Genomic DNA, 16,844 nt, shown 5'->3' on the forward strand with positions numbered 1-16,844 from the left:
GTGCAGGTCGCTCCCCGCGCGGGGGCGTGGATCGAAACCTCCCGGGTCCGGGCGACGGCACGGAACTCCTGGTCGCTCCCCGCGCGGGGGCGTGGATCGAAACATCTGGTCGGTCGCCTGCTCGGCCGCGTCGCGGTGTCGCTCCCCGCGCGGGGGCGTGGATCGAAACAGCGCACGATCTGCGAAGCCGATGCCGGTGTTGTAGTCGCTCCCCGCGCGGGGGCGTGGATCGAAACATCCGCGAGGCCGTGGATGCGGAACTGGATCGCGTCGCTCCCCGCGCGGGGGCGTGGATCGAAACAAGGACATGCCACTTCCCCCGGCTGGGCGGCGCCGTCGCTCCCCGCGCGGGGGCGTGGATCGAAACAGGGGTGATGCAGGGGTGACGGCCGCTCAGGCGGGTCGCTCCCCGCGCGGGGGCGTGGATCGAAACGGTCATCTGCTGCTGCGACCGCTGCCGGCGTCCCGTCGCTCCCCGCGCGGGGGCGTGGATCGAAACAAAATCCTGAGCCCAGGCGGCATGACGATCGGCTGTCGCTCCCCGCGCGGGGGCGTGGATCGAAACCATGAGCGGGTGACCCCATGACCCCCCGCGCCACGTCGCTCCCCGCGCGGGGGCGTGGATCGAAACTCCCACTCGCACGTGATCCGATGCGAGCGATGCAGTCGCTCCCCGCGCGGGGGCGTGGATCGAAACCGCCATTTGGGTAACGCTCATTGATCTGCCAGTCGTCGCTCCCCGCGCGGGGGCGTGGATCGAAACAGCACGGAGGTGATCGTCCCGAAGTTCGGCGGCGGTCGCTCCCCGCGCGGGGGCGTGGATCGAAACCTGCTTGCTCGCCTGCGCGAGCCGGGCACCCTGCGGTCGCTCCCCGCGCGGGGGCGTGGATCGAAACCGGCTAGGACAGGCGTCACCCTGGCCCAGATGCGGTCGCTCCCCGCGCGGGGGCGTGGATCGAAACTCATAGCCGCCCCACCAGCACTCCCCGGCCGAGTGTCGCTCCCCGCGCGGGGGCGTGGATCGAAACCTGGACGTGCAGCTCGCGCCCGTGGCGATCGGCGGTCGCTCCCCGCGCGGGGGCGTGGATCGAAACACGACGGACAACCGGTTCGGCCGGCGCGTCGCGGGTCGCTCCCCGCGCGGGGGCGTGGATCGAAACCAGATGGCATGGCTGTCCTGGTGGAAGGCGAACTCGTCGCTCCCCGCGCGGGGGCGTGTATCGAAACGGGGTGGGGGCGCAGCAGGCCTGGGCCCGGCTGCCCGTCGCTCCCCGCGCGGGGGCGTGGATCGAAACTCGTAGGTGTGCAGCACCCGCACCAGGGCCCGAAGGTCGCTCCCCGCGTGGGGGGCGTGGATCGAAACCTGATCGAAGAGCGACTGGCCCGTCGGTTGGAGGGGCGTCGCTCCCCGCGCGGGGGCGTGGATCGAAACTTCGGCGCGTAGACCATCCCGTCGAGCGCCTTGGTCACCCCCCGCGCGTGCCGGGCATCGAGGCAAACCACCGGGATCCCGAGTGCCTTGAGCGAGTGGTACAGCCAGGGCGTCAGCCGCCCTGTCTCCGGTCCCACCCGCCGCCACTCAGGGGCATGCCGGCGGAGCACCATGGCCAGCACTTCCGGCTCGCTCGCCCGCGCGCCCTTTCACACCAGCCTGCCGGGCCAGGCTCCACCCACCCATCGGGGGCGTCGGGCACGAATCCCCATCCGGGGAAGCGCCAGCAACCCAAGGCCGTCCACACCTTTTATTGGTCTGACCGGTTGACAGGCCAATCCAGTGGCGCTCATCTCCGCCCGGGAGGCCCTCATGTCTCAGCAGGCGGTGAGCCGGCTCAAGCTGATCCGGCCCAAGCGAATCTACGAACAGATTGCCGAACAAGTGGAAGCGCTCATCCGCAAGGGCGTCTTCGCGCCCGGTGCGCGTCTTCCCGGCGAGCGGGAGCTGGCCGACCGGCTCGGCGTCAGCCGTCCCTCGCTACGCGAGGCCCTCATCGCCCTGGAGACCACCGGCCTCATCGAGACGCGCATCGGCGACGGCACCTATGTCCGCGCCGAGATCCCGCCTGTCTTCGTCTTTCCCCTCGGCCCGGCGGCCGACCTGGGACCGGGCACCCTGGAACAGTTCGAGGCGCGACAGGCCCTGGAATGCGCCTGCGCCGAACTGGCCGCCGCACGCGCCGACGAAGCCGATTTCGGCGCCCTGGACGCGAGCCTCGACCGCATGCGGACCCTTGCGGCCTCCGGTCAGAGTCCGTCCGAGGAGCATCGCGTCTTCCATGTCCGCCTGGCGGACAGCGCCCGCAACCCGATCCTTGCCGGCGCCGTGCGCGAGCTCTGGCGCCTGAGGGGCGAGGAGATGTGGGAGATCCTGCGGCGCAAGGTCGAGAACAGCCAGAGCTGGGCCGCGGGAATCCGGTTTCGCGAGCGCCTGATGGCCGCGCTTCGCGACCGTGACGGCACCGCCGCCCGTGCCGCCATGCGGGCACACTTCCGAAGAGTCGGCCGGATGTATTTCGATCCGAAGGAGTAGGCGCGGGACCAGCGCCCCGAGGGAGGACGAAGATGACCAGACGAATCACGCGCCGGGCCACGCTCGGTGCGGCCGGCGCCCTCATGACGCCCGCCCTGCTCCGCCAGGGAGCCGCGCAGACGCCGACGACCGTCACGATGTGGACCTTCCTCGACCCCAGCCGCCCCGGCGGGCGGGAGACCGCGTTGAAGCGGTCGATCGAGAGCTTCGAGGCCGCCCATCCTTCCATCCGGATCCGGGTCGAGCCGCAGGTCTGGACGACGCTCGGCGAGAAATTCGTCCTCGGCCACAATTCCCGCAACGCCCCCGATATCGGCTGGGTCAACGCGGAGAACATGGGCCTCATCCTGAACACGGATGCGGCCGCCGACCTCAAGCCGCTCATCGTGGATCATTGGCCCGCGGGCCACCGGGCCGACCTCCTGCTTCCCGCCTGGCTGGACAGCCTGACCGTCGAGGGGCGGCTCCTCGCCATGCCCATCATGGCCTCGACCTGGGTCCTGATGGTGCGACGCGACCTGATGAAGGCCGCGGGAGTCGGCGACGCCGATCTGCGGACCTGGGACGGGGTGACAGAGGCCGCCCGGAAGATGACCCGGGACACGAACGGGGATGGCCAGCCGGACGTCTGGGGACTCGGCATCGGCCTCGCGACGGAGCGCTTTTCCGTGACACCCGCCGTCCTGGCCGCGATCGGCGCGCAAGGCGGGCTCTTCGGCGACGCCTGCCGCGCCCAGTTCGCCAATCCGGCCGGCGCACGTGCCCTCGCCTGGCAGGCCGATCTCATCACCCGGCACCGGGTCGTCCCGCGCGAGGCGGTGGCCATGACCTCGGACGACGCCATCGACCAGTTCGCAGCCGGCCGCTACGCGATGCAGATCGTCGCCAACAGCCGTTTCGAGCAGATCCAGCGCACGGCCGCCGGCTGGAATCGCGAGGATCTCGGGATGCTCCCGATCCCCAACTGGACGACGGAACGCCCCGGCCCCACGCTGATCAGCGGCTGGTCCGCCGTCGTCTGGCGGAACTCGCCCCGGCTGCGCGAGGCCACGCGTTTCGTCGAGCACATGACGAGCCCCGCCACCATGGCCCTGTGGACCGATCCCGGGGCGCAGGTGCCGATGCTGCGGTCGCTCCTGGATACGCCGGCGATGGCCGAGCCGCGGAATGCCCCTCAGCGGCAGGTGGCCGAGATGTTTGGCGCCTCCGGGCTGGCCATGCCGGGGCAATGCAACTGGGCCCGCACCCTCGCGGACTTCAACCTGGCCACCCAGCAGGTCGTCCTGGGGCAGCGCTCGGTCGAGGATGCGCTGAAACGGGCCGAACGCGCCACCCAGGACCGGCAATGAGCGCGACCAGGGTCGCGGCCGGGATGCCCGGGCATGCGGCCGCCCGACCCATCCGCCGGCGCCGCCATCTCGTCTGGACACCCTATCGGCTCGTCCTGCCGGCCGTGCTGCTGGAGGCGGCGCTGGTCCTCGGTCCGCTCGTGATCGGGTTCTGGTACAGCATGCACAACGTCCGCTTCTTCCAGATCCGCAGCTTCGTGGGCCTCGAGAATTACGGGCGCGTGCTCGGCTCCCCGGAGGTCCTCAACAGCCTCTGGGTGACGGCCGTCTTCTCGCTGTTCTCGCTCGTCTTCACCTTCGTGCTGGGCTTCGCCCTCGCCCTCTGGCTCGAGCGCGACGGCCGGGCGGCCACCGCGATGCGGGCCGTGGTCCTCGTCCCCTACATGATCGCGATGCTGGTCGGCTCCATGCTGCTGAAATGGGTCTTCTCGCAGGAATCCGGCCTCTCGGCCCTGCTGCTCGGCCCGCTGGGCCTCGGGCAGGCCTCCATCCTGGCGGAACCCGGCACGGCCATGGCCGCCCTCGTGTTCAACGCCATGTGGCGCGACAGCGGATTCGCGATGATCATGCTGCTCGCGGGCCTCAAGAGCATCCCGCCCGAGCTGCACCTCGCCGCGCGGGTGGATGGCGCCTCGGCCTGGATGCGGTTCCGGCGGATCACCCTGCCGCTTCTCCATGTGGCGATCCTCATCACGCTCGTGCGGATGCTGATCCACTTCGTCAACATCCTCACCTTCCCCTTGATCCTCACGGGCGGCGGTCCGGGCGATGCGACGGAGGCGGTCGTCCTGAAGACCTTCCGCCTCGGCTTCCAGGACCACATCCTCGGCATGGCGAACGCGCTCGCCCTCCTCGTCTTCGCCGCGAACCTCGTCCTGGTCGGGGTCCTGCTCCTCCTCTTCCGCCGGATGGGACGGATCTGACATGAGCGCCGCCCTGCATCGTTCCGTGCGCCGTCGCCGGCTGCACCGGCTCGCGGTCAACGCGCTGATCTGCGCCTTCGCGCTCTTCCCGATCCTCTGGGGCCTTTCCGCCTCCCTCAAATCCGCGGATCGCATCCTCGAATTCCCGCCGCAGCTGATCCCCGACGCTCCCACCCTGCAGCACTACGTCCGGCTGTTCGGGGAAGGGGCGGCCTACTACATCCTGAACTCGGTGCTCGTTTCGGCGCTCACCGTCCTCGTGACGCTCGGCCTCGGCGCCCTCGCGGCCTATGCCCTGGCGCGCTACGAGTTCCGCGGTCGCGCCGGCCTCATGGGCGCCACCGTCGCGATCATGAGCATCCCGATCGCCTCCCTCCTGGTTCCCACCTTCACCCTGCTCAGCGCGACGGGCCTGACGGACACGCGGACGGGGCTGGTGCTCCTCTACGCCGCCTACCAGCTCCCGGTCGTCGTCTGGATGCTCTACGGCTACTTCCGTTCCCTGCCGGTGGAGATCGAGAACGCGGCCCGCCTGGACGGCTGCTCGCCCCTGCGGACGCTCGTGAAGGTGGTGCTGCCGCTCTCGAAGCCGGGCCTCATCGCGGCGGGCCTCTTCGTCCTCGTCTTCGCCTGGAACGACTTCGTGGTGGCGGTCACCATGACCTCGACCGAGGCCGTCCGCACCTTCCCGGTCGCGATCTACTTCTACCTCGGCTTCTACGGGCGCGAATGGGGTCCGCTCCTCGCCGCGTCGATGGTCTCGATCGTCCCGATCCTCCTCGTCTTCGTGCTGCTCCAGCGGCACTTCATGTCCGGCCTGACCGGCGGCGGCGTAAAGGGCTGAGCCATGGCGAACGTTTCCTTCCGCGGGGTCTCGAAGCACTACGCCGAGGTGGTGGCGCTGGAGGCGCTGCAGCTCGACATCGAGGACGGGGAGTTCGTCTCCCTCCTCGGGCCCTCGGGGTCCGGGAAGTCCACGACGCTGAACCTCCTCGCCGGCCTGCTGGAGGCCGATTCCGGCTCGATCTACATCGGCAGCCGGGACGTCACGCACCTGCCGCCGGAGCGGCGCGACCTGGCGATGGTCTTCCAGAACTATGCCCTCTACCCGCACCTCACGGTGGCGGAGAACCTCGCCTTCCCCCTGGAGGCGCGGCGGCCCCGCCCGGCGGCGGCGGAGATCCGCGCGAAGGTCGACCTGGTGGCGGAGACGCTCGGTATCGGCGCGTTGCTGGACCGCTACCCGAAGGAGATCTCGGGCGGGCAGCAGCAGCGCGTGGCGCTCGGCCGCGCCATGGTCCGGGACCCGCGCGTCTTCCTCCTGGACGAGCCGCTCTCCAACCTGGACGCCCGCCTGCGCATCCGGATGCGCCGGGATCTGAAGAGCCTGCACGCGGCGATCCGGTCGACCATCATCTACGTCACCCACGACCAGTCCGAGGCCATGACCCTCTCATCCCGGATCGCGGTCTTCGACCGGGGGCGGCTGCAGCAGTTCGGCCCGCCGGAGGAGATCTATGGCCGGCCGGTCAACACCTTCGTCGCGAACTTCGTGGGGGAGCGGGAGACGGGCTTCCTGCCGGGCGAGGCGTTCGACGAGGGCGGCGGGCTGCGCTTCAGGACCTCGTTCGGGGCAATCGACCTGGCCCGTCCTGCCGGTTCGCTTCGTGCAACCGGACCGCTTCTGGTGGGGGTTCGCCCGGAGGCGATCGCCATCGTGCCGCCCGAGGGGCCGGTGCGCGCGACGGTCGTCCTGACGGAACTGTCGGGGGCCGACATGCATGTCACCCTGCGCTCCGCATCGGGCGGGGAGCTGGTGGCCCGGCACGACCCCCGTACCGGCCTGCCCCTGCCGGGCGAGACGGTCGGGCTGCGCTTCGATCCGGCGCAGCTCCACCTGTTCGACCAGGATTCCGGGCAGGCCGTCAGCCACGGCGTGCTTTCGAACTGCAACGGGAAGGGAGAGGGATGATGGCGCAGCGCCTGCGGCATGAAGAGTACGATGTGGTCGTCGTCGGGGGTGGATGCGCCGGGGTCGCCGCCGCGATCAGCGCGGCGAAGAGCGGGGCGAAGACCCTCCTGATCGAGGCAGGCTCCATGATCGGGGGCGAGCTGATCACCGGCCTGCCGGTCGACGGCGCGCTGAACGCCCGCGGGGAATGGATCGTGGGCGGCTCCATGAAGGAGATCCTCGACGAGCACGAACGCCTCGGCGGCTATATCGGCCCGATCAAGGACTGGCGGCTGATCTGGTACGTCTGCATCGACCCGGAGATCATGAAGATCGCCGTGTCCAACGTCGTCCGCCGGCACGGGGTGGATGTCTGGATGTACAGCTTCGCCGAGGACGTCGTGACCAATCGCGGCGAGGTCACGGGGGTCGTGGTGCTCAACAAGCGGCAGCGCACCCTCGTCAGCGCCAAGGTCTTCATCGACTGCTCCGGCGATGGCGACGTCGCGATGATGGCCGGGGCCGAGACGATGGTCTCCAACGAGATGGGGGAGTTCCAGCCCCTGACGATGCTCTTCCGGATCTCCGGCGTGAGGACGGAGCCGTTGCTGCGCTTCTGCGTCGAGCACCCGGAGAACCTGGCCGTCGGCGAGAGCGAGTGGATGGGGGCGGAGCTTTCGCCAAGGGAATGCGCGGAACGTCTCTATGAGCAGGGGCAGCCGGCCGTCTTCATCAAGGGGCAGGGACCGCTGATCCAGGACGGCGTCCGCTCGGGCGCCTTGAAGTACGAGACCGCCCTGATCGGGATCATTCCCGTCTCCAAGGAACGGGGCGAGGTGTCCGTCAACACCACGCGCATCGCGAACATCGATGCGACGGACACGGTCAAGCTGTCCGAAGCCTTCGGATCGCTCGTGGACCAAGCGTGGAGCTGCATCTCCTTCATGCGCGGCCACATTCCCGGATTCGAGGAGGCGCATTTCTCCGGCCTCGCCCACCGCGTCGGCATCCGGGAAACCCGCCGTGTCCGCGGGGAGTACGTGTTGACGGGCGACGATGTGCTGCATGCCCGCAAGCGGCCGGAGGACGGGATCGGGAAGGGATCGCATCACATCGACATCCACCAGGACGGCTTCAAGCAGGTCCGCATCCCGGTCCGGGGCGGCGGTTCCTACGACATGCCCTACGAGATGCTGATCCCGGTCGGCGTGAAGAACGTGTTCGCCGCGGGCCGCTGCATGTCGGCGGATCGGGAGGGACATGGCTCGGCGCGCGTCATGGGCCCGTGCATGGCGCAGGGCGATGCGGCCGGCCTCGCCGCCTCCATGAGCCTGCACCTGAACGATCCGGGGAATGTCCGGGGCGTCCCCGTGGGGCGGTTGCGGGACGGTCTCCGCCGCCAGGGAGCCATCCTCGAAGGCACCCATTGAGCCGCGCCCCGATGACCCTCTCGGCTCCCCTCGCGCTGACCCGTGGCGAGGCCCGCACGCTGGCCACCCTGCTGCGGCGGATCTGGCCGGAGCGGGGGGCGATGCCGGATGCCGTGGGCCTCGGGGCGCTCGACTTCCTCGACAGGACGCTCGCCGGGGCGGAACGCGCAGCCCTCGACCTCTATCGCGAGGGCGTGCCCGCGCTGAACCGGGCCGCCCGCGCGCTCTACGGCAGCCCGGTCGAGGGGTTGGAGGACCGGCAGGTCGACGACCTGCTGGGCCGCCTCGCCGCCGGCGACGTTCCGGGGATGCGCCTGCCTTCGGCGGCGGAGTTCTGGGCGACCCTGCGCCGGCACGCGATCGAGGGATTGTTCTCCGACCCTGCCCATGGCGGGAACCGGGCCGCCGCGACCTGGCGATTCCTCGGCCATCCGGGCGTTCGCCTTGCCGACATGCCGGCTCCGGGCACCTCTCCGCTGACCCTGGCCGATCTCGACGACGGGCCGGACGAGGACGAGATCGCCGGCTTCGACCCGGCGAGGGGGCTCGATGCGCCGAACCCGCGCGCGGACGTCGTGGTCGTCGGGCTCGGCGGAGTCGGATCGCTCGCCGCCGCGCGCCTGGCGCTCCTCGGCATGGAGGTGGTCGGCCTGGAGGCCGGTGGCTGGCGCCCGCTGGCCTCGTACCGCCCGGACGAGCTGACCGGCGCGGTCTATGCCCGCGCCAGCCTCGGCCCGAAGTTCAACGCCGAGGTGCCGCGCTGGCGCGAGACGCCGCAGCAGGCGACGCGACCGATGCCCTTCTCGCTCGGGCGCATGGGCAATGGCGTCGGCGGCACGATCGCGCATTACGGCGCGCGCCTGCGCCGCCATCATCCCCATCATTTCCGGATGCGCAGCCTGGTGCGCGAGATGGGCCTGGAACGCAGGCTCGAGGAGGACTGCACTCTTGCCGACTGGCCGCTCTCCTACGACGCGCTGGAGCCGTGGTACGAGGAGATGGAGCAGCTGGTGGGCGTGGCCGGGCCGGACAGCCACCCGTTCATTCCGCGCCGCACGGGGCTGCCCATGCCGGCGACACGCGCGCCGAAGGTCGGCCTGGCCTTTGCCCAGGCCGCCACGACCCTCGGCTATCATCCCACCGCCGTCCCGGTGGGACAGAACACCCTGCCGTGGGGTGGGCGTCCGCCGATGGCCTACTCCCCCTGGGGGGAAGGGCTGGGCAGCCGGACCCGCGATCGCTGGATGCCCACCTTCGACCTTCTCCCGCGCGCGCTCGCGACGGGTCGGCTGGACCTGCGGACACGCTGCCGCGTCCTGCGGGTCCTGACCGGTGCCGATGGCCGGGCCGCCGGCGTCTCCTATGTCGGCCCGGACGGGAGGGAGCGCGAGCAGCGCGCCCCCACCGTCATCCTCGCGGCCTATACCTTCGAGACGGTCCGGCTGCTGTTCCTCTCGGGCGATACCCATCGGGCGGATGGGCTGGGGAACACGTCGGCACAGCTCGGGCGTCACTTCATGACGAAGCAGTTCCCCAGCGTGCTCGGCCATGTCCCGGGTGCGGCGTTCGACCGGCACGCCGGCCCGGGCGCGCAGGGCATCATCGTCGAGGATCTGCTGCGCCCCGAGGCATTCGCTGCCGAGGATGGCCTGGTCGGCGGCGCGACGCTTGGCGTCGAGAACCAGATGCTGCCGATCCAGATCGCGCGCGAGGCCCTTCCGCCGGGCCTGCCCTCCTTCGGCCCGGCGTGGCAGGACCATATGGCCCGCTGGAACGAACGGGCCGTGATCCGCATCCAGACCGACACCCTCTCCTACCATGGCAACGTTCTTGACCTCGATCCCCTTCATCGCGACCGCGGCGGCTACGGGTTGCCCCTGGTCAGGGTGACCTTCGCGGTGCGCCGGAACGAGGAGCGCCTCGCCGACTGGGCGATGCGCCGTTCCCGGGACATGCTCAGGCGCATGGGCGCGGCGACAAGCTGGGACGGGCCGCGCTTTACCGGCATCGGAAGTTGCCACGATTTCGGGGGGGCGCGGATGGGGCTGGACCCCAGGACCTCCGTGGTGAGCGATGACATGCAGGTGCATGATACGCCCGGGCTCTATGTGATGGGCGGTGCGACCTTTCCTTCGTGCCACGGCGTGAACCCGACCTTGACGATGTGGGCGTTGGCAGCGCGCGCTTGCGACCGCTTGGCTGGGCTGCACCGCCCTGGGCTCCCTGGAGGCTCCTGTTCCTGAGACGATGGCGCCCTGACGACGAAGCCGCCGACCCGGCCTTTGCCTGAAGCCCGGGAGCGGGCGGCGCGGATGGTCCTGGAGCACGGGGGCAACTGGCCTGCCTCCTTAGAAGCGATCCGCCGGACTGTTCCCGCACCGGACTGCCTGCGACACGCGACTGGGCACCATCGCGCCGGGCTACACCGCGTTCCGGAACGTCCAGTGGCAGCTGGATGAGGTCGTCCTCAAGATCAACGCCACAGGATCTTCAACGCCGGCACAGCCCTACAGCTCAGGTGGGATCAAGGTGCTCAGAAAAGCGGCGATGAGCGCCTCCCGGGGGCCGCGCTGACCCAGCAGCCCCGTCTCACGCACAAAGGCGCTGTCATCCACGATGATCCGCCGCAGCCGTGATTCCTGATACTGGCCAAGACTCCAATCCGGCATCAACGTCACCCCCATATCGCGCTCGACCAGCCTCAGGATTACCTCCAGCCCGTCCATCAGGCTCCGCATCTCATTTGGCCCGGAAGGGTTGGAGGCGGCCCTGGGCGTCCATCGCTTTCCGTTGCTACCGGCAACGGAAGACCTGTTTGCCGCTGTCCTCGATCCGAGCCTGCCTCCGGAACCCATGGCCATCCGGCAGGGGAGGTCGGGTTGGCACGTGACCTGGCGAGACACGACGTTCGTCCGGTCGTGAACTGAACCACCCCAGGCTTGCCGGAGACCCTGAACGGTGGCTCATGCCGACAGGGTTGTGGCCTCCGGGTGCGCAGGGTGACGCGCCTCGGCCGGGGGGATGATGGCACGCGGCCTGGCCGAGGGAGACGGCGCGCGGTGGTGCGGGCGCGGCAGGCGGGCGACGGCAGCCCCCACGCCCCGGCGGAAGAGCCGGTGCGCCGGGGCGCCATGGCGCAGCGACGAGGTCGGCAGATGCAGCGCCTCCGGTCAGCGGGCCAGGCGCCGGTCACTCAGCCTGCTCGCTCCGGGGCGGGCACGTTGGCGGTGCCTTCACGGTGTCGTCTTCCAGCATCTGGGCGCGCGCCACCGCCAGCAGCTTGCGGATCACCCGGTCGATGACGTCCTTCTCCTCGCCGTCCAGCGCGCCCAGGAAGGCGTCGTCGCGCTCGCAGGCCGCCCGGATGAGCCCCCGGAACACCTTGCGGCCGGGTGCCGTCAGGCTCAGGGCGAGCTCCCGGGCGTCATGGCGGCTGGTGCCGCGCCGGACCAGGCCGCGCTCGACCAGGCCGCTGACCGCGCGGCTGGCGAGGCCCTTGTCCAGCCCTCCCTGCCGGGCGAGGTCGGTCAGGGTCAGCGGCGCGAAGTCGCCCAGCAGGGCCAGGATGCGCCATTCCATCAGGCTGACGTCGAATTCCTGCCGGTAGCGCAGCGCGGCGCCGCGGCTCAGCGCATTGGCGAGCTGATGGATGCGATAGGAGAGCAGGTCGCGGATGGTCCGCGGATCGGTCGGGCCGTCATCGGCATCAGGGTCGGATCGAGCCATGCTGTGCCATCCTACGGGTGACCGCCCGCCGGACAAAGCAGGCCATCCGCCGGAAGGTTGACGCCATCAACGGATGCCGGGCCTCCTCCCCCGACACAGCGGGAGAGGCGGCGATGGCACGGCATGAGCAGGCGCACCGGATCGCCGCGCCCAACGGCGCCCGGATCGCGGTGACGGTGGCCGGGGAGGGCCCGGCCCTGGTCCTGCTGCCCTCCCTCGGCCGGGGCGCGGAGGATTTCGACGCCCTGGTCCCGCCCCTGGCGGCGGCGGGGCACCGGGTGATCCGGCCACAGCCGCGCTGGGTCGGCGACAGCACGGGGCCGGTGGAGGGGGTGACCCTGCACGACCTGGCGGCCGATGTCGCGGCGGTGATCGTCGCGCTGGCGGCCGCCCCGGCCGTGGTCGCCGGGCACGCCTTCGGCAACTACGTCGCGCGCAGCCTGGCGGCGGACCGGCCGGAGCTGGTCCGCGGCGTGGCGCTGCTGGCGGCCTCCCCGGGCAAGGCGCCGCCGGGAGAGGTCACGATCGGCCCGGCGATGCGGGCGGCGATCATGGGCTCCGGCGACGAGGCCCTGCCGGCCGAGGAGCGGCTGGCCCATCTGCGCACGGCCTTCTTCGCGCCGGGTCACGATCCCTCGCCCTGGCTCGCCGGCTGGCATGCCGCGGCCAAGCGGGCCCAGCGCGCCGCGATCGAGCGGACCCCGGTGGATGATTTCTTCGCCGCCGGGCGGGCGCCGCTGCTGGACCTCCAGGCGGAGGAGGATGCGGTGGCGCCCCCGGCCCAAGGCGGCTTCCTGAAGGCCTGCCTGGGCGAGCGCGTGACCATCGCCACCATCCCCCGCGCCGGCCATGCCCTGCTGCCGGAGCAGCCGGAGGCGGTGGTGCGGGCGCTGCTGCGCTGGATGGCCGGGCTGCCGCTATATAGTTGACATTATCAACCATAATCTGCGACAACCCCCGCAACGACAGCACGGGGGGGGAAGGCATGCGTCTGACCGAGATGGAGGCGAAGGCGCTGCTGCGCCGGCACGGGATTCCCGTCCCGCGCGGCCTGGCCATCCCGCCTGGCGCCCCCCTGCCGGCGGCGCTGCCCGACTGGCCCGGCCTCGTGCTGAAGGCGCAGCTCCTCGAAGGCGGCCGCGGCAAGCGCGGCCTGGTGCGCCGCGTGACGGCCGGTGAATTGGACGGGGCCCGCGCGGCCATGGAGGCCATCGCCGGCCCGGTCGGCTTCCTGGTGGAGGAGGCGGTCGCCATCGAGCGCGAGCTGTACGTCGCCCTGCGCGTCGACGGCACGGCGCAGCGGATGGAGGCGCTGGTCTCCGCCGAGGGCGGCATGGCCGTGGAGGAGGGCGCGCCCCTGCTCCGCCTGCCGCTCGACCCCGGCGCGCCGGATGCGGCCGAGCGCCTCTACCCCGCGCTGCGCGACGCCCTGCCCCCTGCCCTGGCCGCGCGCCTGGCGCGGGAGGTGGTGCGGCTGGCCCGCCTCGCGGTGACGGAGGATCTGACGCTGCTGGAGATCAACCCGCTGGCGGTCACCCCGACCGGGCTGCTGGCCTGCGACGCCAAGCTGGTGCGTGACGATGCGGCGCTGGACCGCCAGGACGCGGCGGCCACGGCCGGCAGCGCGGCGCTGGAGGATGCCGCGCTGACGCCGCTGGAGCGCCGTGCCCGCGACCGCGGCTTCGCCTTCGTGGAAATGCCCGGCAACGTGGCGGTGGTCTCCGCCGGCGCCGGGCTGGGCATGCTGCTGATGGACCTGCTGGCAGATCACGGGCTGCGCGCCGCCTGCTTCATGGACAACCTGCGCGGCGGCCCGGCCGAGACCACCGAGGCGCGGCTGGAGGCGGCCTTCGACCTCGCGGAGCGGGACGGGGTGCGGGCGATCCTGTTCTACACCACCCTCGCCTCCCGCCCGCTGGCGGAGCGGGTGGAGGCGCTGCTCGGCTTCCTCGCCCGCCGCCCGCCGCCGAAGCCGGTCTTCGCGGGCTTCGCCGCCGCCCATGCCGCCACGCGCGGCTTCGACGCCGCCGCCGCGCGGGAGCGGCTGCGCGCGGCGGGCGTCGTGCTGCTGGAGGAGGACCCGCTGGCGCTGATCCGCCGCATGGCCGCGCGGCTGGAAGGGGGTGCCGCGTGATGCCGCCCTTCCTGCGCGCCTTCCCGCAACGGGTCATCGTCCTCAACCCCGCCGGCCGCTACGCCGCCCGGCAGGTCGCCGGCATGCGCGAGGCGGGGACGCGGATCGTCGCCGGCATCGCCCTCGGCCGCGGCGGCACCGCGCTGGATGGGCTGCCGCTGCTCGACAGCCTAGCGGATCTGGAGGCGCCGGCCGATGCCGCCATCCTCTACACCCCGCCCGAGGGCACGGCCGACGCCATCCGGCAATGCGCCGCCGCCGGCATCCCCACCATCGTCGCGGCGGCGGAATACGTCCCGCTGCATGACGGGCTGCGGGCGGCCCGGGCGGCGCGCGAGGCGGGAAGCTGGCTGGTGGGGCCGAACACGCTCGGCCTCTGCGTCCCCGGCGAGGGGCTGCTGGGCTCCATCGCCCCCTCCTTCTGCATGCCCGGCGGCGTGGCGCTGCTGGGACGCAGCGGCACGCTGACCCTGACCGTCGCGCGGCTGCTGACGGCGGCCGGGATCGGCCAGCGGCTCGCCTTGCACCTGGGCGGGGATTCGGTGATCGGCCGCAACCCGCACGAATACCTCGACGGGCTGGCCGCCGATCCGGGCACGCGCGCCGTGCTCTATTGCGGCGAGGTCGGCGGCGACAAGGAATACGCCCTGGCCGAGGCCCTGGCGCGCTTCCCCAAGCCGCTGGTCGCCACCGTGGTCGGGCGGCACGCCCCGGCGGACCGGCAGCTCGGCCATGCCGGCGCGCTGATCGGCAGCGCGCGCGAGGGGGCGGCGGCCAAGCTCGCGGCGCTGGGCGCGGCGGGCGCGATCACCGCCGCCACCCCCTACGACGCCATCGCCCGGCTGAAGGAGCTGCTGCCCGCATGAGCCAGAACCCCGAGGTCGTCCTCTGCGAGTGCTTCGCCCGCGACGGGCTGCAGCACGAGCCGGAGGTGGTGCCCGCCGCGGCCAAGGCGGCGATGCTGGCGCGCATCGCCGATTGCGGCTTCCGGCGCATCGAGATCACCTCCTTCTCGCACCCGAAGTACATCCCGCAATTCGCCGATGCGGAGGCGGTGCTGGCCGCCGTGCCGCCGCGCCCGGGCGTGCTGTTCAAGGCCACCTGCCCCAACCCCGCCGCCGTCCGCCGCGCCCTGGCCGCGCGCGAGGCCGGCCGCGGCCCGGAGGAGATCAGCTTCCTCGTCTCCGCCTCGGAGGGGCACACGCAGAAGAACCTGCGCCGCTCCCGCGCCGAGCAATGGACCCAGGTGGAGGAGATGGCGGCGCTGGCCGGCGGCGCCTTCACCACGGTCGGCACCATCTCCGTCGCCTTCGACTGCCCCTTCGACGGCCCGACGCCGGAGGAACGCGTGGTGGAGGATGCGCAGCACTTCCTCGCACTCGGCGTCACCCGCATCGCCATCGGCGACACCATCGGCAGCGCCACGCCGCCGCGCGTGCGTGCCCTGATGCGACGCCTGCGCGACGCCCTGCCGGAGGACACCGTCCTCATCGCGCATTTCCACGACAGCCGCGGCACGGGCATCGCGAACTGCGTCGCCGCGCTGGAGGCGGGGGTGACGCATTTCGACACCGCCCTGGGCGGCACGGGCGGGCACCCCGCCGGCATCGCCTATGGCGAGGGCTTCACCGGCAATGTCTGCACCGAGGACCTCGCCACCCTGTTCGAGGCAATGGGTATCCGCACCGGGCTGGACATCGCGGCGGTGCGCGAGGCCGGGCGGGCCGCCGAGACCCTGCTCGGCCGCCGCCTGCACGCCCGCACCACCCGGCTGGGAGAGCATGCATGAGCCAGGGGGAGATGGACCGGGAGGAGAACCCGCTGCTGCTGCGCCGGGAGGGCCCGGTGCTGCACGCCACGCTGAACCGCCCGGCGCGCCGCAACGCGCTCAGCGCCGCCCTTGCCGCCGCGCTGGACGACATGATCGCCGGGCTGCGCGAGGACCGCGAGACGCGCGTGCTGGTGATCGGCGGCGCGGGCGGGCATTTCTGCGCCGGGCTCGACCTGGCCGAGGCGGGCACGCCCCAGGCGCCCGAGGAGAAGCGTGCCGCGCAACTGGAGCGCAACCGCCGCACCGCCGCGCGCCTCGCCGCCCTGGCCGCGCTGCCGCAGGTGGTGATCGCCCGCATCGAGGGCTCCGCCTATGCCGGCGGGCTTGGCCTGGTCTGCGCCGCCGATCTCGCCCTGGCCGACGCCACCGCGCGCTTCGCCGCGCCCGAGGTGCGGCGCGGCCTGGTGCCGGCGCAGATCCTGCCCTGGCTGGTCCGCCGCATGGGCCGCAGCGACGCCACCCGGCTGGTGCTGCAGGGCGACGCCTGGGACGCGCCCACCGCCCTGCGCGCCGGGCTGGTGCACGAGGTGCTGCCCGACGCCGCCGCGCTCGATGCACGGCTGGCGACCGTGCTCGCCGACCTGCGCCAGGGCGCGCCCGGCGCGCTGGCGGCCACGAAGGAGCTGCTGGCCGCGCTCGGCCCCGTGGCGCCGGAGGGCTATGCCGAGGCGGGCGCCCGCGCCTTTGCCCAGGCCGCGGCCGGCGAGGCCGCCGAAGGCATCGCCGCCTTCCGCGAGAAGCGGGCGCCAGCCTGGGCTGTGCGCTGAGGCGTCGGTTCGCGTGGTGTCCCCCGGGCGAGGCGCTGCCTCTCCCGGACCCTCTCCGCCGGGGGCGGGCCGGCCCCCGGACCCCGGCGGGAGTCTGGCGAGGTGTTGTCGGCGTCAGCCTGCGGGCGGAACCCTGACGCAACGCGGACAGGCGGGACTCCGAAAAGCTTCAGCAAGCGTCCGCGAACGCGGAGGCCGTGCCCGCC

The 16,844-nt window shown here is 72.1% G+C and carries 14 protein-coding genes and 1 CRISPR repeat array (1 of these 15 cut by a window edge); of the genes, 12 read left to right on the forward strand and 2 right to left on the reverse strand.

What is annotated here, in order from left to right; translation table 11 throughout:
• A CRISPR array of direct repeats spans positions 1-1,295; the repeat unit is 32 nt; unit sequence GTCGCTCCCCGCGCGGGGGCGTGGATCGAAAC (it extends 2,449 nt beyond the left edge of the window).
• 479 nt (positions 1,296-1,774) lie between these two features.
• From LPC08_RS18035 to LPC08_RS18065, 7 genes are read left to right on the forward strand one after another with little or no spacing between them, the layout of a single operon-like run.
• Positions 1,775-2,527 carry a FadR/GntR family transcriptional regulator gene (locus tag LPC08_RS18035; RefSeq protein WP_230449617.1) on the forward strand — a complete coding sequence of 251 codons (753 nt, stop codon included), beginning with the start codon at positions 1,775-1,777 and terminating at the stop codon, positions 2,525-2,527.
• Positions 2,528-2,559: 32 nt separating this feature from the next.
• Positions 2,560-3,876: an ABC transporter substrate-binding protein gene (locus tag LPC08_RS18040; RefSeq protein ID WP_230449618.1), complete on the forward strand. Its 1,317-nt coding sequence runs from the start codon at positions 2,560-2,562 to the stop codon at positions 3,874-3,876.
• On the forward strand, positions 3,873-4,799 hold the full coding sequence (locus LPC08_RS18045; protein WP_230449619.1) for a carbohydrate ABC transporter permease: 927 nt from the start codon (positions 3,873-3,875) through the stop codon (positions 4,797-4,799). Before LPC08_RS18040 ends, LPC08_RS18045 begins: the two co-directional genes overlap by 4 nt.
• A 1-nt stretch (position 4,800) precedes the next feature.
• A complete protein-coding gene (locus LPC08_RS18050; protein ID WP_230449620.1) occupies positions 4,801-5,643 on the forward strand; it encodes a carbohydrate ABC transporter permease in 843 nt (280 codons plus the stop codon).
• Between the two features lie 3 nt (positions 5,644-5,646).
• Positions 5,647-6,771 carry an ABC transporter ATP-binding protein gene (locus LPC08_RS18055; protein ID WP_230449621.1) on the forward strand — a complete coding sequence of 375 codons (1,125 nt, stop codon included), beginning with the start codon at positions 5,647-5,649 and terminating at the stop codon, positions 6,769-6,771.
• Positions 6,768-8,180, forward strand: coding sequence for an FAD-dependent oxidoreductase (locus LPC08_RS18060; protein ID WP_230449622.1), 1,413 nt, complete (start codon positions 6,768-6,770; stop codon positions 8,178-8,180). The genes LPC08_RS18055 and LPC08_RS18060 overlap by 4 nt, the downstream gene beginning before the upstream one ends.
• A gap of 11 nt (positions 8,181-8,191) precedes the next feature.
• On the forward strand, positions 8,192-10,423 hold the full coding sequence (locus LPC08_RS18065) for a GMC family oxidoreductase (RefSeq protein ID WP_230449623.1): 2,232 nt from the start codon (positions 8,192-8,194) through the stop codon (positions 10,421-10,423).
• Between the two features lie 264 nt (positions 10,424-10,687).
• Here LPC08_RS18065 and LPC08_RS18070 read toward each other — a convergent pair whose 3' ends face one another.
• Together LPC08_RS18070 and LPC08_RS18075 are read right to left on the reverse strand one after the other, a co-directional pair.
• Positions 10,688-10,906, reverse strand: coding sequence for a type 2 periplasmic-binding domain-containing protein (locus tag LPC08_RS18070; RefSeq protein ID WP_230449624.1), 219 nt, complete (start codon positions 10,904-10,906; stop codon positions 10,688-10,690).
• A gap of 463 nt (positions 10,907-11,369) precedes the next feature.
• On the reverse strand, positions 11,370-11,906 hold the full coding sequence (locus tag LPC08_RS18075) for a MarR family winged helix-turn-helix transcriptional regulator (protein ID WP_230449625.1): 537 nt from the start codon (positions 11,904-11,906) through the stop codon (positions 11,370-11,372).
• A gap of 113 nt (positions 11,907-12,019) precedes the next feature.
• On the opposite strand from LPC08_RS18075, the gene LPC08_RS18080 reads away from it, so the two are divergent.
• The 5 genes from LPC08_RS18080 to LPC08_RS18100 are packed head-to-tail and all read left to right on the forward strand — an operon-like array spanning position 12,020 to position 16,638.
• A complete protein-coding gene (locus LPC08_RS18080) occupies positions 12,020-12,835 on the forward strand; it encodes an alpha/beta fold hydrolase (RefSeq protein WP_230449626.1) in 816 nt (271 codons plus the stop codon).
• Between the two features lie 56 nt (positions 12,836-12,891).
• Entirely contained in the window at positions 12,892-14,040 is a 1,149-nt protein-coding gene (locus LPC08_RS18085) for an ATP-grasp domain-containing protein (protein ID WP_230449627.1), read from the forward strand.
• A complete protein-coding gene (locus LPC08_RS18090; RefSeq protein WP_230453109.1) occupies positions 14,040-14,906 on the forward strand; it encodes a CoA-binding protein in 867 nt (288 codons plus the stop codon). The genes LPC08_RS18085 and LPC08_RS18090 overlap by 1 nt, the downstream gene beginning before the upstream one ends.
• Positions 14,903-15,829 carry a hydroxymethylglutaryl-CoA lyase gene (locus LPC08_RS18095; protein ID WP_230449628.1) on the forward strand — a complete coding sequence of 309 codons (927 nt, stop codon included), beginning with the start codon at positions 14,903-14,905 and terminating at the stop codon, positions 15,827-15,829. The genes LPC08_RS18090 and LPC08_RS18095 overlap by 4 nt, the downstream gene beginning before the upstream one ends.
• Positions 15,826-16,638 carry an enoyl-CoA hydratase-related protein gene (locus tag LPC08_RS18100; protein WP_230449629.1) on the forward strand — a complete coding sequence of 271 codons (813 nt, stop codon included), beginning with the start codon at positions 15,826-15,828 and terminating at the stop codon, positions 16,636-16,638. The genes LPC08_RS18095 and LPC08_RS18100 overlap by 4 nt, the downstream gene beginning before the upstream one ends.
• The last annotated feature ends 206 nt before the right edge of the window (positions 16,639-16,844 follow it).

Source organism: Roseomonas sp. OT10 (assembly GCF_020991085.1).
Classification (GTDB): Bacteria; Pseudomonadota; Alphaproteobacteria; order Acetobacterales; family Acetobacteraceae; genus Roseomonas; species Roseomonas cutis.

Coding starts and splice junctions, on each gene's coding strand:
- LPC08_RS18070 (WP_230449624.1), bottom strand. CDS start 10,906: ATGGACGGGCTGGAGGTAATCCTGAGGCTGGTCGAGCGCGATATGGGG.
- LPC08_RS18080 (WP_230449626.1), top strand. CDS start 12,020: ATGGCACGGCATGAGCAGGCGCACCGGATCGCCGCGCCCAACGGCGCC.
- LPC08_RS18085 (WP_230449627.1), top strand. CDS start 12,892: ATGCGTCTGACCGAGATGGAGGCGAAGGCGCTGCTGCGCCGGCACGGG.
- LPC08_RS18050 (WP_230449620.1), top strand. CDS start 4,801: ATGAGCGCCGCCCTGCATCGTTCCGTGCGCCGTCGCCGGCTGCACCGG.
- LPC08_RS18040 (WP_230449618.1), top strand. CDS start 2,560: ATGACCAGACGAATCACGCGCCGGGCCACGCTCGGTGCGGCCGGCGCC.
- LPC08_RS18055 (WP_230449621.1), top strand. CDS start 5,647: ATGGCGAACGTTTCCTTCCGCGGGGTCTCGAAGCACTACGCCGAGGTG.
- LPC08_RS18075 (WP_230449625.1), bottom strand. CDS start 11,906: ATGGCTCGATCCGACCCTGATGCCGATGACGGCCCGACCGATCCGCGG.
- LPC08_RS18060 (WP_230449622.1), top strand. CDS start 6,768: ATGATGGCGCAGCGCCTGCGGCATGAAGAGTACGATGTGGTCGTCGTC.
- LPC08_RS18090 (WP_230453109.1), top strand. CDS start 14,040: ATGCCGCCCTTCCTGCGCGCCTTCCCGCAACGGGTCATCGTCCTCAAC.
- LPC08_RS18065 (WP_230449623.1), top strand. CDS start 8,192: ATGACCCTCTCGGCTCCCCTCGCGCTGACCCGTGGCGAGGCCCGCACG.
- LPC08_RS18100 (WP_230449629.1), top strand. CDS start 15,826: ATGAGCCAGGGGGAGATGGACCGGGAGGAGAACCCGCTGCTGCTGCGC.
- LPC08_RS18095 (WP_230449628.1), top strand. CDS start 14,903: ATGAGCCAGAACCCCGAGGTCGTCCTCTGCGAGTGCTTCGCCCGCGAC.
- LPC08_RS18045 (WP_230449619.1), top strand. CDS start 3,873: ATGAGCGCGACCAGGGTCGCGGCCGGGATGCCCGGGCATGCGGCCGCC.